We start from the raw sequence: 13,930 nt of genomic DNA on the forward strand, positions 1-13,930 counted from the left end.
GGACCATGTCAAAAGACAAACTCGACCCTGTAGGCGTTATTCGCGAGTCCTATAACATCGACGGCATTGGTGCCGACGATTGCCGGACGATTTTCCTTGGCTGGGTTCTTAAGGTGCCTGTCGAAGAGGACACCGATGATTTCGTGCGTCAGTTGCTAGAACGGCACGCCGACGAGCCTGCAGATCACCCGATGACGGTGACGCTCAAGGCGGCTCTGGAAAAAACAGACCGCCCGGCGCGGCGCGGCGGACGGTCTGCACGGGTCATTACCCAGTAAAGATCAACGGGCGAGAGCGGCGGCCTCTTTGGCCAATGCCTCGATCCCAGCCCAATCGCCAGCTTTGACGAGGTTCGTGGGCGCAACCCACGACCCCCCGCAGCACAGCACGTTGGACAGCGACAGGTAGTCGTTGACGTTCTTCATGCTGATACCGCCTGTGGGGCAGAATTTGACCTGCGGGATCGGTGCGCCAATCGCCTTGAGCGCGGGTGCGCCGCCATTTGCCTCGGCGGGGAAGAACTTCATCACGGTATAGCCGCGCGCGTAGAGCTTCATCACGTCCGACGGGGTCGCAGTGCCAGGGAGGAGCGGCAGGTCGTTAGCCTCGCAGGCGTCCAGCAGTTCGTCGGTCACACCCGGCGACACGCCAAAGGTCGCACCCGCAGCCTTGGCCGCTTCGACGTCTTTCGGGGTGAGGAGAGTGCCTGCACCGACAACACCACCCTGAACGGTTGCCATTTCGCGGATCACGTCGAGGGCAGAGGGGGTGCGCAGTGTCACTTCGAGGGCGGGCAGACCACCCGCGACGAGGGCGCGTGCGAGATCCGCAGCGGTGCTTGCGTCATCTACGACGAGCACGGGAACGACAGGGGCCAGTTCACAGATTTTGCGGGCTTCAATGGATGCAGCTTCAGGGGTCATATGTGTATTCCTGTTAAATGAATGGGCGCGGTCAGAGGACGACCGCAGCCCCGTCAGAAGCGAGGCCGACATTGCGGCGGAAAACGTTAAAGAGTTCGCGGCCAACGCCGTTGCCATTTGCCGAAAGGTCCGGTTTGGCGGCAGTGCGGGTCGAGAGGTCCACGCCGATCACCTCAAGCGTGCCGGCTTTTGCGTCGAGGCGGACAATGTCGCCGTCTTGCAGATAGGCGAGCGGACCACCGTTCGCGGCCTCTGGCGATACGTGGATCGCGGCAGGCACTTTGCCCGATGCGCCCGACATACGGCCATCGGTGACAAGCGCCATTTTATACCCGCGGTCTTGCAGAACCGAGAGGGTTGGCGTCAGTGAGTGCAACTCAGGCATCCCGTTCGAGGACGGCCCTTGGAAGCGGACAACCACCACTGTGTCGCCTGTGAATTCGCCGTTCTGGAAGGCTGTTTTTACGTCGGCTTGTTCGTGGAATACGCGGCAGGGGGCTTCGATAATTTGGCGGTCCTCGGCGACGGCAGAGACTTTGATCACACCGCGACCAAGGTTGCCTGTCAGTTGTTGCAACCCACCATGCGCGTTGAATGGCTCTGCCACAGGGCGGAGGATTTTATCGTTCAGCGTCTCTTTTGGGCCTTCGGTGTATTGCACGCGGCCTTCGGCGAGTTTCGGCTCTTGGGTATAACGCTCAAGTCCTTTGCCAGCGATCGTGGTCACGTCATCATGCAAGAGACCCGCATTCAGCAGTTCGGAAATCATAAACTGAAGCCCGCCCGCCGCATGGAAGTGGTTCACGTCAGCGAGGCCGTTTGGATAGACCTTAGCCAAGAGAGGAACCGCTTCGGACAATTGCGCGAAATCTTCGAGGTCGAGGATGATTCCCGCCGCACGCGCCATCGCAGGCAGGTGCAGAACGAGGTTCGTCGATCCACCCGTTGCCATCAGACCCACGATACCGTTCACAAAGGCGCGTTCATCCAGCACGTCACAGGCGGGGGTGAATTCGTTACCCAGCGACGTGATCTGCGCCGCACGTTCAACGCCCGCAACAGTTAGTGCATCACGTAGTGGGGTGTTCGGGTTCACAAAGGACGAGCCGGGGAGGTGGAGGCCCATGAACTCCATCAACATTTGGTTGGTGTTTGCAGTGCCATAGAAGGTACAGGTGCCCGGACCGTGGTAAGAGGCCATTTCAGCCTCCATCAGTTTGTCACGACCCACTTCGCCGGTTGCGAATTTCTGGCGGACTTTGGCTTTTTCATCATTCGGGAGGCCAGACGTCATCGGGCCGGCGGGGATAAAGACCGATGGAAGGTAGCCAAAGGTTGCTGCGGCCATCACCAGACCCGGAACGATTTTATCACAGACACCAAGGTAGAGCGCCGCATCGAATGTATTGTGCGATAGGCCAACGCCAGCAGCCAGCGCGATCACGTCTCGAGAAAAGAGCGACAGCTCCATCCCTGTTTGGCCTTGGGTCACGCCATCGCACATCGCAGGCACACCGCCCGCAACCTGCGCCGTCGCGCCGACCTTGCGGGCGATGTCGCGGATCATGGTGGGGTAGGTTTCATACGGCTGATGCGCCGAAAGCATATCGTTGTAGGCCGTGATAATGCCGAGGTTCGGGGCGCGGTCGTCAACGAGCGCTGCCTTGTCTTCACCCATTGCAGCATAGGCGTGGGCTTGGTTTCCGCAGGCGAGGTGGGCACGGCGCGGCCCTTGGGCAGCAGCGGCTGACATGTGGTCCAGATAGGCGCGGCGCGTGTTTTCACTGCGCGCGCGGATACGGTCGGTTACCTCGACTAGCGTCCGGTGAAGGGACATTGGATTCTCCTGCGGTCTCTCTCTCGAGCGGCACTTAACACAATATGTTAACGCTAACAACTCTCAACGCAACAGAAATGCCTTTGTCGTTATGGGAGTGAAGTTTCACGAAATCAGACCACTCCCGCCACAGTTGTGCCGCTATTCGAATGGATAGTTAATCAAACCTTAATGGTAGAAGAGTGGCCGCAGCGCCGCCGAAGGGACTGAAGATGCGACTTTTGAAAACAGTATTGGCAACTGCACTGGTGTTCTTTGTTGCTGGGTGTGTGAGTGATAACGGTGTGACCCGAAACGCAACACTTGAGGCGCCGTTGCCTTCGGTGGGTGAGCAGGCTTTGCCGAGCTATACCGTGCGGAACGTTCAGATCATTGTGCCTGAGACACTCTCTGTTTCTGAGGCCAACTCTATTAAGCCTGTAGCCGACATCGTGTGGCGTGGAGATATTGGTGGCACGCGTCACGAACAACTCCGCGTTCTGTTCGAAGAGGCCGCTCGTGATGGGGCTGAGCGTCTTCGGGGTCAGGTGCCTGTCGTTGCTGAAATGACGCTGACACGGTTCCACGGTCTGACCCAGCGTACCCGTTATACTTATCAAGGCGACTATGACATCAGCTTTGTCCTCGTTGTGCGCAATGCCAATACGGGCGACGTGATTGAAGGTCCGCGCAATGTGCGCCTCGTCCTTGATAGCCCGCATCCCGATGACGTGCTGGCGATGGATGCCCGCGGCTATTCCGAGCGGATGTTCGTGAAGGACTACCTCGTTGGGGCGCTTGCACAGGTTCTGACGCACTAACAGCCTTTCCGAGGCAAACGAAACAGAGTAGGAGGGCGGCATGAACATGCAGTCCTCTTTGCCTATTGTGCGCCTCATGCCCAAAGCTGACGCCAGAGCTATCCGCTTTGGTTTCCCATGGGTTTATTCCAACGACCTCGTCACCGACCGCCGTACAAAGGCGATTGAGGCGGGCGCTATCGCCGAACTGCAGGATGCCGAACGGCAACCGCTCGGACTTGTGGCGTTTAACCCTGACTCGCGCATCATTGCGCGGATGTTGGACCGAGATACCTCGGCGGTGATTGATAAGGCTTGGATTGCGACACGTCTGAAAAAGGCGCTCGACCATCGTGAACGTGTCTTTGCGGAACCCTTCTATCGCTTGATCCATGCAGAGGCTGATGGCTTCCCTGGTGTCGTGATCGACCGTTTCGGCGATACTGTAGTGATGCAGCCGAACGCGGCTTGGGCTGATCGTCTGGTGCCAGAATTTACAGCGGCTCTCCAAGAGGTCGTTGGCATTAAAACCGTGATTATGAACGGTTCTGGTCGTGCGCGTGGCCTCGAAGGTTTGCCTGAGGAAATGAAGGTCGTTGCGGGCGATGCCCCAGCAGCGCCGATCCCCGTGCCGATGAACGGTGCGATCTATATGGCGGATGTCATGGGCGGGCAGAAAACGGGCCTGTTCTACGACCAACGCCCGAACCATGCGTTCAATGCGGGGCTCTGCAAGGGCGCTAAAGTGCTCGACGTGTTTTCGCATGTGGGTGGGTTCTCTCTCGCCGCGCTGGCTGGCGGGGCAGAGAGCGCGCTTGCGGTCGATGGATCGGCACCTGCGCTGGCACTTGCTGAACAGGGTGCAGAAGCGATGGGCGTCTCGTCGAAATTCACGACCCGCAAGGGCGATGCCTTCGATGTGCTAGCGGCCTTGGCCGAAGAGGGCGAAACCTTTGACGTGGTCGTCTGTGACCCGCCTGCCTTTGCCCCGTCGAAACAATCGCTTGAGGCTGGCTTGCGGGCCTACGAACGTGTGGCGCGCCTTGCTGCGCCGCTTGTGCGCGAAGGCGGATACCTCGCGCTGTGTTCCTGTTCGCACGCGGCGGACCTGTCGAAATTCCGCAATGCCTCGGCACGTGGGATCGGTCGGGCAGGGCGCTCTGCTCAGATCATCCACACAGGCTATGCTGGGGCGGACCACCCGATGATGCCGCAACTGGCAGAGAGCGGATATCTGAAGTCCGTCTTTTTCCGCCTGTGAGAGTTCTGATCGACGCCTGCGTTCTGTTTCCCACGGTCATGCGGGAAGTGGTGCTGGGCGTCGCGGCGCAGGGTCTTTTTGAACCCCGCTGGTCGGATCGCATCCTCGAAGAATGGGCGCGAGCAACGCCCAAGCTCGGCGATGGGGCAGAGGCTGTCGCGCGGGGCGAAATTGCCCTTTTGTCCGTACGGTTCCCAAGAGCGATTGTCCCTGTCGCACCCCATGTCGAACAACGGCTGTGGCTCTCGGACGAGAACGACATTCACGTGTTGGCCTCCGCGATTGCGGGGTCGTGTGATGCGATCCTGACGATCAACGCGAAGGATTTCCCGAAACACGTATTGGCCGAAGAAGGCCTTGCGCGATTGGACCCTGACGGTTTCCTGTATTCCCTCTGGCTCGACCATCCCGCGCAGGTTCAAGCGGCAGCAGATGCCGTTCTAGCAGAGGCGCGGCGGTTATCAGTAGATGACTGGACCATGCGGTCCTTGATGAAAAAAGCGCGGTTGCCCCGTTTGGGGAAAGCGCTGGATTAAGTCCATTTCGCCGTGTTGTCGCGGATGGCGGCGATGCGTTCGTCGGCCTTGGGGTGGCTCAGTAGCCATGCAGGGATTTGGTTCGCGTTGCCACCAGAGAGCCGTTCGAGTTTCTGAAACAGGCTGATCTGCGGATCCGCACCGATCCCCGCCTTGAGCAAGAGCGCGGTCGCATAGGCGTCGGCCTCGTATTCATCGCGGCGGGACAGTTTCGCGGCCAACAGCGACAAGAGTGTATTGGCAAGCCACGGCCCTATCACCGGAATAAACCGCCCGAGGATACCCATCAGCAGCATCCGCAACGCGTTCTGACCGCTGAAATCAATCATCCGACGGCGTGAGTGGCCTAATGCCACATGTCCCATTTCGTGGGCGATCACGCTGGCGATCTCTTCGCCCGATACCTCTCCGCTTCGGAATTTCTGCAGGAACCCACGGGTGATGAAAATCCGACCGTCGGGTGCGGCCAGCCCGTTGATCTGCGGGATTTCGTAGACAAAGACCCGCACCCGCGGAATATCCAGAGCCCTAGCCAGTTTGTCCGTCACAGGTTTCAGCGCGGGATCAGCGAGTTCTGTCGATTTCGCATCCAATTCGCGCCGAAGACGCCACGACGAGAAGTGCCACATGGCGAGGGCGTAGAGGATCGGGAGGACGAAAATGAGATAGCGCATGATGTAAATATGGGAACCTCACGCCCCGCGACAAGCCTAGCCATGTCGATGATGGTCGCGCCAACGTTTCCAAAGCCAATGACCAAAGCCAAACGTGAGGACGAGCGCGACCAGAAGGCCTGAAAGGTCAGAGGCAACCTCTGCGGCATAGATGATCTGATCCGCGAACATCAGGCCGAGGGTGATGTAGATCAGCACCCAAACGGCTTCGCCCGCTGCGCCCCAGAGGGTGAACCGCAGACGGTTCATCCCGACGATCCCACCTGCCACGTTTGCATAGGGCCCCAGAGGGCTGAGAGCCCACCGGCTGAGGAAAATCGCGATGCCGCCGTGTTTATGGGTGAGGTCTTTGGCTTGTTGAAACAGTTTCGCCCGTTTTGGGTGGCTGGTGAACTTGTGGCGGATATGTCGGCCACCGTGTTTGCCGATGATATAGCCCGTCTGATCGCCGACCATTGCGCCGCCAAACGCCGCAGAGGACACCGCGAGGTAGCTTAGATCACCCGCGCCGACAAACGCACCACCCGCCATCATCGCGAGAGAGGCCGGGATCGGCAGGGCGAGGCACGATAAGAAGGTCACAATGAACAATATCCACGCGCCATAGACCGCGACTTGCCCCAGCACCCATTCGGTCACCGCGCATTCTCCGCCAAAAAGGCCTGAACTTCGGCGATGACTTGGGCGACGGGAACGCCGCGCATCTCTGCGATATCTTCCAGCGTTGGTCGACCTTCGGGTTTTTCGGTGATGCCGATGGCGGCTGCAAGATCGCGACCGTCCACATGCCAACTGTGCGCAATGAAACCAGGCGTCATCCATTCCGCAGGATCAACGCGCCGATGGGCGGGGTCGTTCCAGAACAGCATGTCGAGCACGAATTTAACGAGGAAGAACCCCAGCAACACCACAGCCAGCACAAAGCCCACAATGGCAATTCGGTGTTTGGTAAAAAAACGGTTTAGCCTGCTCATCCCAGTGCCTTCATCCCGCGTTCGATCCCTTCGAGCGTCATTGGCACCATGCGGTCAGCACCAAAGATGTCACGGATCATTCCGATGGATTGAGTATATCCCCAAAGCCGTTCGGGAACAGGGTTGATCCAAAGATGGTTCGTCCATTGATCCCGCGCCCGTTCGAGCCAGACCTGCCCCGCTTCTTCGTTCCAATGTTCATTGGCGCCACCGCGATAGGCGATTTCATAGGGTGACATTGAGGCGTCACCGACAAAGATACATTTGTAGTCGGAGCCATACGTATGCAGTACGTCCCACGTCGGTGTTTGCGCGTTCCAACGGCGGGCATTGTCGCGCCAGACGCCTTCGTAGAGGCAATTGTGGAAATAGAAATGTTCGAGGTGTTTGAATTCGCTCCGCGCGGCGCTGAACAGCTCTTCGACCACCTTGATATGCGGGTCCATTGAACCGCCGACGTCAAAAAACAGCAGCACCTTTACCGCGTTGCGCCGTTCTGGGCGGGTCTGCACGTCGAGATAGCCATGCTCTGCCGTGGCGCGTATCGTACCGTCGAGGTCCAACTCATCTGCGGCCCCATCCCGAGCCCATTTGCGCAGACGTTTGAGCGCAACCTTGATATTGCGGGTGCCGAGTTCGACGCCGTCGTCGAGGTTCTTAAATTCCCTTTTATCCCAGACTTTTACGGCGCGTTGATGACGCGACTTATCCTGACCAATACGGACGCCTTCGGGGTTGTAGCCGTAGGCGCCAAAAGGTGATGTGCCTGCTGTGCCGACCCACTTTGATCCGCCCTGATGTCGGCCTTTTTGTTCTTCAAGCCGCTGTTTCAGCGTTTCCATCAGCTTATCAAACCCACCGAGCGATTGGATTTCGGCCTTCTCCTCTTCGCTCAGCGTCTTTTCCGCGAGCTTGCGGAGCCACTCTTCGGGAAGGTCCATCGCTTCGACCACATCGTCGAAACTGATGGCCTCAAGACCCTCAAAACTGGCAGCAAAGGCGCGATCGAATTTGTCGAGATGACGTTCGTCTTTCACCAGCGCGGCGCGGGCTAGGTAATAAAAGGCATCGACGTCATATGTGGCGATCCCTGCGGCAAGCCCGTCGAGGAACGACAGGAATTCCCGCAGCGAGACCGGCACGCCGCCTTTCCGAAGGGTTTCGAAAAAGGGCAGAAACATCGGTTACGGCCGATAGCTGCGGTCGATTCCGATCATGATAAACAGCGCGATCGTACCAAGGATCAGCGCGTAGACCGCTGCCCATTGGAGAATATCGAGGGTGGAACCGCCACGTAGCTTTGCCCGAAGGCCCCCGAAAATGGCACCGATGAGCAGGCCGAAAATGGGGATGAGCATGGGGCGTGTCTCCTTATTTTGGATCGAGTGCGGCAACCTCGCGCAGTCGGGTCCTGACGTTTTGATCGGAACCAAATCCATAGCGCGCCCAAGCCAAACTGTCCATGCGGGTTTGGGACGCCTCTGACGCACGACCGAGGTTGTCCAGCGCTTCGGCTTTGAACATCATGAGCGTCGCCAAAAGAGCCGCGTTTTCATGGGCTGCGGCAATCGGGATCGCCTCGTTTGTGATCTGCAGTGTCTGAATATTGTCCCCCTCCGAGAGCGAGAACGCCGCGAGTTGAACGGCTACATGGGCGCGTTGCAAACGGGTTTCCGCACTGGTGCGATAGGCACGGTCTGCGGCCTCGAACGCTGCGCGGGCAAGGGCAGGGTCACGTCCAACCTGCAAGCGACCATAGACGAAATTGGCAAAGCCTTCGCGGGTGTTCGACCAACCATAGCTACGCGCAAGGTTCACAGCGCGTTCGGCCGCAGCTGTTCGTCCACCAGCGGGTGTCCCAGAGGACAGCGCCGTTTCCATAGCGTCAATCCAGTCACGAGAGGTGTCGTTAACGGGGCGACCATCGCTGCGTTCCCCAGCGGGGTTCAACCGAGCCAGAATAGCGGGCAGGCGGGCGGCGACTTCACCACGGGTCATGCCATTGCGCAGTTCGGGCGAATAATAAGCCTTGAGCATCAGCATATCAAAGCTCGTCAGCACCGCGTGCATGTTGTCGTCGTTAAAGATCGAATCCGGCAGGCGATAGAGATCGTTGAGTGGGCCAATGGCTTGGGCCAGTTCTTCGTGCAGGCAGTCGCGGATTTCTTGTGGAGCCACATCGGCGGGCACAAAGACAGTCGCACGGTCGCGGCGTTCCAGCGTGGTCCAATCGACCTGCGGGGTGCGGCGCACTTGTTTAAACTCTTCCCAGCTCGATACGCGGGGCACAACGAAACAAGCAGCGCGTGGGACGGCGCGGGTCAGTTCGGCCCGAGGAATGGCTTGGATCGTGATGGCGGCCTCTGGCGCACCCGTAAGGAAAATGTCGATGCCCGCCTCGTTTTGCATCCGTGCCAGAAGCGCGCGCAGATCAGTGACAAGGGTCGCATTGGCAGGGCCAGTGACACGCACCGAAATCGGGCCTTCGAACCGCGTGAGCGTGGCAATCGGGCGGCCGCTTTCCATGCGGAACGAGAGGTCTAGGAAATCGCGCAGCAATTCGCTGTTCGGGCGGGTCGGCAAGGACACGTTATTATTCGCGAACGTTCGCATCGGCGGCAGGTGATCGTCCATGCTCAGCGCACGGGTCGGTTCAAACGTCTGCGGCATCGGTGTGCAGGCAGTCAGCGTGGTCACAGCCATCAGGTAGGCAGCTCTCATAGCAGGCCTCCTTTGGGGTGACAGGTCGCATTGGCGCCCAGCAGGGTGGCGCCAATTGTATGTAACAGTCCAGACAGGCGCGATTGCGCGGTCTGGTGATCTTTAACGGTCCACAGCCTAGCCCAACCCGCAACCGTTGCGGGGGGGAACTGGCGGCATTCGACCGGCATTTTTGCCTTGGTCAAAGTGCTCTCCTCAATTTACCCACAACCCTAACCTGCCGAAGGAGTGGGGCCGCATTCAGATCGCAAAGGGGTTTTACCAAGGCGAGCCACATGCAACACGACAACTAAAAGGCGTCGTGCTGCCACAAATCACGCGAAAAATGGCAATTGTTTACCAATTTGGCGAAATCGTGTCGCAGCCGCGCCACTATCGTAGTGCGTGGCAACAATCATGCCGCTAGATATTGAATCGAAACCTTAGCGTTGGCGACGCGCCATAAAGGCGAGTCGTTCAAAAAGGTGAACGTCCTGTTCGTTTTTCAGCAAAGCACCGTGCAATTTAGGGAGCGCATTGCCCGAATCCTTTCGCAAATCTTCGGCGCTGAGGTCTTCGGCGAGGAGGAGCTTCAGCCAGTCGAGCACTTCAGAGGTCGAGGGTTTCTTTTTCAGACCCGGCGTTTCGCGCACCTCAAAGAAACGGGTGAGGGCGGTCGACAAAAGATCAGCTTTGATGTCGGGGTGATGGACGCTGATGATCTGGCGCAGCGTATCGGCATCGGGGAAACGAATGTAGTGAAAGAAACAGCGGCGCAGGAAGGCGTCGGGCAGTTCTTTTTCGTTATTTGACGTAATGATAACGATCGGGCGATTGGTGGCGCGGATCGTTTCGCCTGTTTCGTAGACGTGGAACTCCATCCGGTCGAGTTCTTGCAAGAGGTCGTTCGGAAACTCAATGTCAGCCTTATCGACCTCATCGATCAAAAGGACGACTTTCTCGTCGGCCTCAAACGCCTGCCAGAGCTTACCTTTTTTAATATAGTTCTTTACGTCATGGACGCGTTCGTCGCCCAACTGGCTGTCCCTAAGACGGCTCACCGCGTCGTATTCATAAAGACCCTGTTGCGCTTTTGTGGTCGATTTGATGTTCCATTCGATCATCCGTAGGCCAAGGGCCGCAGCGACCTGACGGGCCAGTTCTGTCTTACCCGTTCCCGGCTCTCCCTTGACCAAGAGCGGACGTTCCAGAGTAACAGCGGCATTCACCGCAACCTTAAGATCGTCGCCAGCCACATAAGAATCGGTTCCGTTGAACTGCATTGTCGTCCGTCCCTTCAAAGTCGTGTGACAGTATCACGACGAAAACGACCTGCAACCATTGAAGAAATTACCATTTTCGGGCGTGACACTCCTGTGCTGAAAGAGTAAAGGAGGGCGCGAGTTAGAGGGAGTGGCTGATGGCCGATGAACCCAACATGACGGCCGACAGCGCGATTAAGGGTAGTTCGATGAAAGCCGAGAATTTTCTTCCGGAAGATTACCGTCCCGCCGAGGACGAACCGTTTATGAACGAGCGTCAGCTCGAGTATTTTCGTCGCAAATTGATTGCTTGGAAAAACGACATCCTTGAAGAAAGCCGTGACACCATCACTGGCATGAAAGAGGGCACACGGAACATTCCAGATATCGCAGACCGCGCGTCCGAGGAAACCGACCGTGCGCTGGAACTGCGTACCCGTGACCGTGAGCGTAAGCTGGTGTCGAAAATTGACGCTGCGATCCGTCGGATCGACAACGGCGAGTACGGCTATTGCGAAATGACCGGCGAACCGATCAGCCTCAAACGTCTAGACGCGCGTCCGATCGCGACCATGACGCTCGAAGCACAGGAACGCCACGAGCGCCGCGAAAAAGTTCACCGCGACGACTAAGGCATGACCACCGGCGCAAATTCCGGCCGGCGGGTCGTTATCATTGGGGGCGGCATCGCGGGTCTCGCGGCCGCCCTTTGCTTTGCCCGAATGGGGGCAGACGTCCAAGTTTTCGAACAGGCCGACGAACTGCGCGAAGTGGGCGCAGGATTGCAGATCACGCCCAATGGTGGTGCTGTTCTGGCGGCGTTGGGGCTGGGAGCGATTGCCGATCAACGCAGTATTTCCGCCTCTGCCTTGGTGCCGGTCGATGCAATGACGGGCGAGACGATTGGGCGGTTCGATCTATCGCGGCTCCCCGGTCAGCCCTATCGATTTTTCCACCGCGCTGATTTGCTCGACTTGCTGGCAGAGGGCTGCGAACGGGCGAAGGTTACGATCACCTTAGGCGCAAAGGCGGTCGAGGTCGGAGAGACGCATGTTCGGTTTTCCAACGGCGATACGGCAGAGGGCGATCTGATCGTCGGTGCCGATGGTCTTCATTCTGTGGTGCGCCCTATCCTGAACGGTGATGATAAGCCGTTTTTCACAGGGCAGGTGGCGTGGCGGTCAGTGGTTAAGGTGCCGTCTTCCCAGCCCGAAGTGAAGATCTGGATGGGCGCTGGAAAACACGTCGTGACTTACCCGCTGGTGGGCGGGCGGATGAATATCGTCGCCGTGCAAGAGCGCAAGGAATGGGCCGCTGAGGGCTGGAACTTCTTTGATGAACCTGACGTGCTGCGCGAAGTGTTCTCTGACTGTCATCAGAGCCTGTTTGACCTCTTTGATCAGATGCAGACCGTCCGTCGCTGGGGCCTGTTCCGTCATCCCGTGGCCAAGGTCTGGCATGACCACAGTCGTGCGATCTTAGGCGATGCGGCGCATCCGACATTGCCGTTTATGGCGCAGGGGGCCAACCTCGCGCTTGAGGATGCCTTTGTTATGGCGCGCTGTCTGGATGATGACCCGTCGGTTCATTTCGGCCTCAAAGCGTATCAAGCGGCGCGGCGGTCGCGGGTCAATCGTGCGATTGAGGCAGCGAACCGCAATGCAGTGAACTATCACCTCACAGGGATCAAACGCCGCGTGGCTCATGCGGGTCTGCGGACCATGGCGCAACTCACGCCGAACCTGTTTTTGGGACGGTATGACTGGCTCTATAACTACGATGTGACGGCTTAGGCGTCCAATTCGAGCCAAACAGGAACGTGGTCGCTGGGTTTATCCTTGGCCCGTTCGTCTTTCTGAATGTAGCAATCGACCATGAGGTCGGCGCACTGCGGTGTCAGCAGGAAGTGGTCGATGCGGATGCCGTCATCACGGTTCCATGCGCCCGCCTGATAATCCCAGAAACTATAGTGACCGCCCCCGACGGTGCGGGCGCGGAAGGCTTCGGTAAAACCGAGGTTCAGGATGCGGCGGAACGCGGCGCGGCTCTCGGGTCGGTAGAGCGCGTCTTCGGTCCAAGCCTCTGGTCGCTTTGCGTCCTCTGCCTGCGGGATAATATTGTAATCGCCTGCCATGAACGCGGGCATTTCATCCGCCATCAGCGCTTGCGCACGTGCGTATAGGCGCTCCATCCACGCCAATTTGTAGTCGAATTTCGGACCAGGTGCAGGGTTGCCGTTGGGCAGATAGAGGCCACAAATGCGGACGGCCTCTTTGTCACCGATCACGGTCGCCTCGATCCAGCGGGCCTGTTCATCACTGTCATCGCCAGGCAGGCCGCGGGTCACATCTTCGAGCGGGAGGCGGGACAAGATCGAGACGCCGTTAAAGCTCTTTTGACCATGGGTTTCAACGCGGTAGCCCATATCCTCAAAATGTTCGCGAGGAAAATTTTCGTCGACCGATTTAATCTCTTGGAGGATGGCAACGTCAGGTTTGCTCTCTTCCAGCCATTCGGTCAGTCGTTCAAAACGCGCTTTGATCCCGTTGATATTGAACGTCGCGATTTTCATGGGCTGCCTCCTGCGTTGCGCCTGTTGTCCCCGTTAGAGCCATCAGGCGCAAGGGCTTTGTCACATGGAAAACGACGTTCCGCAGCCGCAAGAAGACGCCGCGTTTGGGTTGTCGATAGCAAAGCGGGCACCGATCAGTTCTTCGGTAAAGTCGATGGTGGCCCCAGCGAGGAACGGCAGCGATGTCGGGTCGATCACGACCTTTTCACCAGCACCTTCAAGGATCAGGTCATCCGCCGCAGGCTCATCCAATTCGATCTGGTACTGAAACCCAGAACAGCCGCCGCCCTCAACCGCGATGCGGAGGGCTTTGCCTTGATCAGCCGCGCCGATTTCGGCCAGTCGTTCAAAGGCACGTTGGGTCACGTTGGGCGGGAGGTTGAGCATTTTCGGGCCTATAAGTTGCAGCGTG

The 13,930-nt window shown here is 58.3% G+C and carries 17 protein-coding genes; 6 read left to right on the top strand and 11 right to left on the bottom strand.

All coding sequences use genetic code 11. The features are described from left to right. The first annotated feature begins 5 nt into the window (after positions 1 to 5). Positions 6 to 278 (top strand): hypothetical protein, encoded by a 273-nt coding sequence (locus BSK21_RS05295; protein ID WP_067548875.1) that lies wholly within the window; start codon positions 6 to 8, stop codon positions 276 to 278. Between the two features lie 3 nt (positions 279 to 281). On the opposite strand, the gene eda is transcribed toward BSK21_RS05295, so the two are convergent. Continuing rightward, the gene (gene eda / locus BSK21_RS05300) at positions 282 to 923 is read right to left on the bottom strand and encodes a bifunctional 4-hydroxy-2-oxoglutarate aldolase/2-dehydro-3-deoxy-phosphogluconate aldolase (protein ID WP_067548872.1); all 642 of its coding nucleotides are present in this window, start codon (positions 921 to 923) and stop codon (positions 282 to 284) included. A gap of 31 nt (positions 924 to 954) precedes the next feature. Further along, positions 955 to 2,760 (bottom strand): phosphogluconate dehydratase, encoded by a 1,806-nt coding sequence (edd, locus tag BSK21_RS05305; protein ID WP_067548869.1) that lies wholly within the window; start codon positions 2,758 to 2,760, stop codon positions 955 to 957. 212 nt (positions 2,761 to 2,972) lie between these two features. Between edd and BSK21_RS05310 the strand changes: the two genes are divergently transcribed. Genes BSK21_RS05310 through BSK21_RS05320 form a run of 3 tightly spaced genes read left to right on the top strand, consistent with a single transcriptional unit; the run spans position 2,973 to position 5,336 of the window. Further along, on the top strand, positions 2,973 to 3,560 hold the full coding sequence (locus tag BSK21_RS05310) for a DUF6778 family protein (RefSeq protein ID WP_067548866.1): 588 nt from the start codon (positions 2,973 to 2,975) through the stop codon (positions 3,558 to 3,560). A gap of 40 nt (positions 3,561 to 3,600) precedes the next feature. After that, entirely contained in the window at positions 3,601 to 4,800 is a 1,200-nt protein-coding gene (locus BSK21_RS05315) for an RSP_2647 family RNA methyltransferase (RefSeq protein WP_067548863.1), read from the top strand. Then, positions 4,797 to 5,336 (top strand): RSP_2648 family PIN domain-containing protein, encoded by a 540-nt coding sequence (locus BSK21_RS05320; RefSeq protein ID WP_067548860.1) that lies wholly within the window; start codon positions 4,797 to 4,799, stop codon positions 5,334 to 5,336. The genes BSK21_RS05315 and BSK21_RS05320 overlap by 4 nt, the downstream gene beginning before the upstream one ends. Here BSK21_RS05320 and BSK21_RS05325 read toward each other — a convergent pair. From BSK21_RS05325 to BSK21_RS05355, 7 genes are all read right to left on the bottom strand, one after another. Beyond that, positions 5,333 to 6,013 carry a M48 family metallopeptidase gene (locus BSK21_RS05325; RefSeq protein WP_067548857.1) on the bottom strand — a complete coding sequence of 227 codons (681 nt, stop codon included), beginning with the start codon at positions 6,011 to 6,013 and terminating at the stop codon, positions 5,333 to 5,335. The two genes, BSK21_RS05320 and BSK21_RS05325, sit on opposite strands and share 4 nt — an antisense overlap. A 33-nt stretch (positions 6,014 to 6,046) precedes the next feature. Continuing rightward, complete coding sequence (locus tag BSK21_RS05330; protein WP_067548854.1) at positions 6,047 to 6,649, bottom strand: DedA family protein; 603 nt, start codon at positions 6,647 to 6,649, stop codon at positions 6,047 to 6,049. Beyond that, a complete protein-coding gene (locus BSK21_RS16020) occupies positions 6,646 to 6,984 on the bottom strand; it encodes a hypothetical protein (protein WP_067548851.1) in 339 nt (112 codons plus the stop codon). The genes BSK21_RS05330 and BSK21_RS16020 overlap by 4 nt, the downstream gene beginning before the upstream one ends. After that, positions 6,981 to 8,165, bottom strand: coding sequence for a VWA domain-containing protein (locus BSK21_RS05340; protein WP_067548848.1), 1,185 nt, complete (start codon positions 8,163 to 8,165; stop codon positions 6,981 to 6,983). Before BSK21_RS05340 ends, BSK21_RS16020 begins: the two co-directional genes overlap by 4 nt. A 3-nt stretch (positions 8,166 to 8,168) precedes the next feature. Beyond that, the gene (locus BSK21_RS16025) at positions 8,169 to 8,342 is read right to left on the bottom strand and encodes a hypothetical protein (protein WP_197498141.1); all 174 of its coding nucleotides are present in this window, start codon (positions 8,340 to 8,342) and stop codon (positions 8,169 to 8,171) included. Between the two features lie 13 nt (positions 8,343 to 8,355). After that, complete coding sequence (locus tag BSK21_RS05345) at positions 8,356 to 9,705, bottom strand: DUF2927 domain-containing protein (RefSeq protein WP_067548845.1); 1,350 nt, start codon at positions 9,703 to 9,705, stop codon at positions 8,356 to 8,358. A gap of 422 nt (positions 9,706 to 10,127) precedes the next feature. Further along, positions 10,128 to 10,967, bottom strand: a complete 840-nt coding sequence (locus BSK21_RS05355) for a MoxR family ATPase (protein ID WP_067548839.1) — start codon at positions 10,965 to 10,967, stop codon at positions 10,128 to 10,130. A gap of 188 nt (positions 10,968 to 11,155) precedes the next feature. Here BSK21_RS05355 and dksA point away from each other — a divergent pair, with 188 nt between their 5' ends. Continuing rightward, positions 11,156 to 11,578, top strand: coding sequence for an RNA polymerase-binding protein DksA (dksA, locus tag BSK21_RS05360; RefSeq protein WP_067549703.1), 423 nt, complete (start codon positions 11,156 to 11,158; stop codon positions 11,576 to 11,578). A gap of 3 nt (positions 11,579 to 11,581) precedes the next feature. Next, complete coding sequence (locus tag BSK21_RS05365) at positions 11,582 to 12,739, top strand: FAD-dependent monooxygenase (protein ID WP_067548837.1); 1,158 nt, start codon at positions 11,582 to 11,584, stop codon at positions 12,737 to 12,739. Here BSK21_RS05365 and xth read toward each other — a convergent pair. Beyond that, positions 12,736 to 13,518, bottom strand: coding sequence for an exodeoxyribonuclease III (xth, locus tag BSK21_RS05370; RefSeq protein WP_067548834.1), 783 nt, complete (start codon positions 13,516 to 13,518; stop codon positions 12,736 to 12,738). The genes BSK21_RS05365 and xth overlap by 4 nt on opposite strands. Positions 13,519 to 13,578: 60 nt before the next feature. Continuing rightward, positions 13,579 to 13,905 (bottom strand): iron-sulfur cluster assembly accessory protein, encoded by a 327-nt coding sequence (locus tag BSK21_RS05375; RefSeq protein WP_067548831.1) that lies wholly within the window; start codon positions 13,903 to 13,905, stop codon positions 13,579 to 13,581. Between the last annotated feature and the right edge of the window lie 25 nt (positions 13,906 to 13,930).

This window comes from Marivivens sp. JLT3646, assembly GCF_001908835.1.
Taxonomy (GTDB): domain Bacteria; phylum Pseudomonadota; class Alphaproteobacteria; order Rhodobacterales; family Rhodobacteraceae; genus Marivivens; species Marivivens geojensis.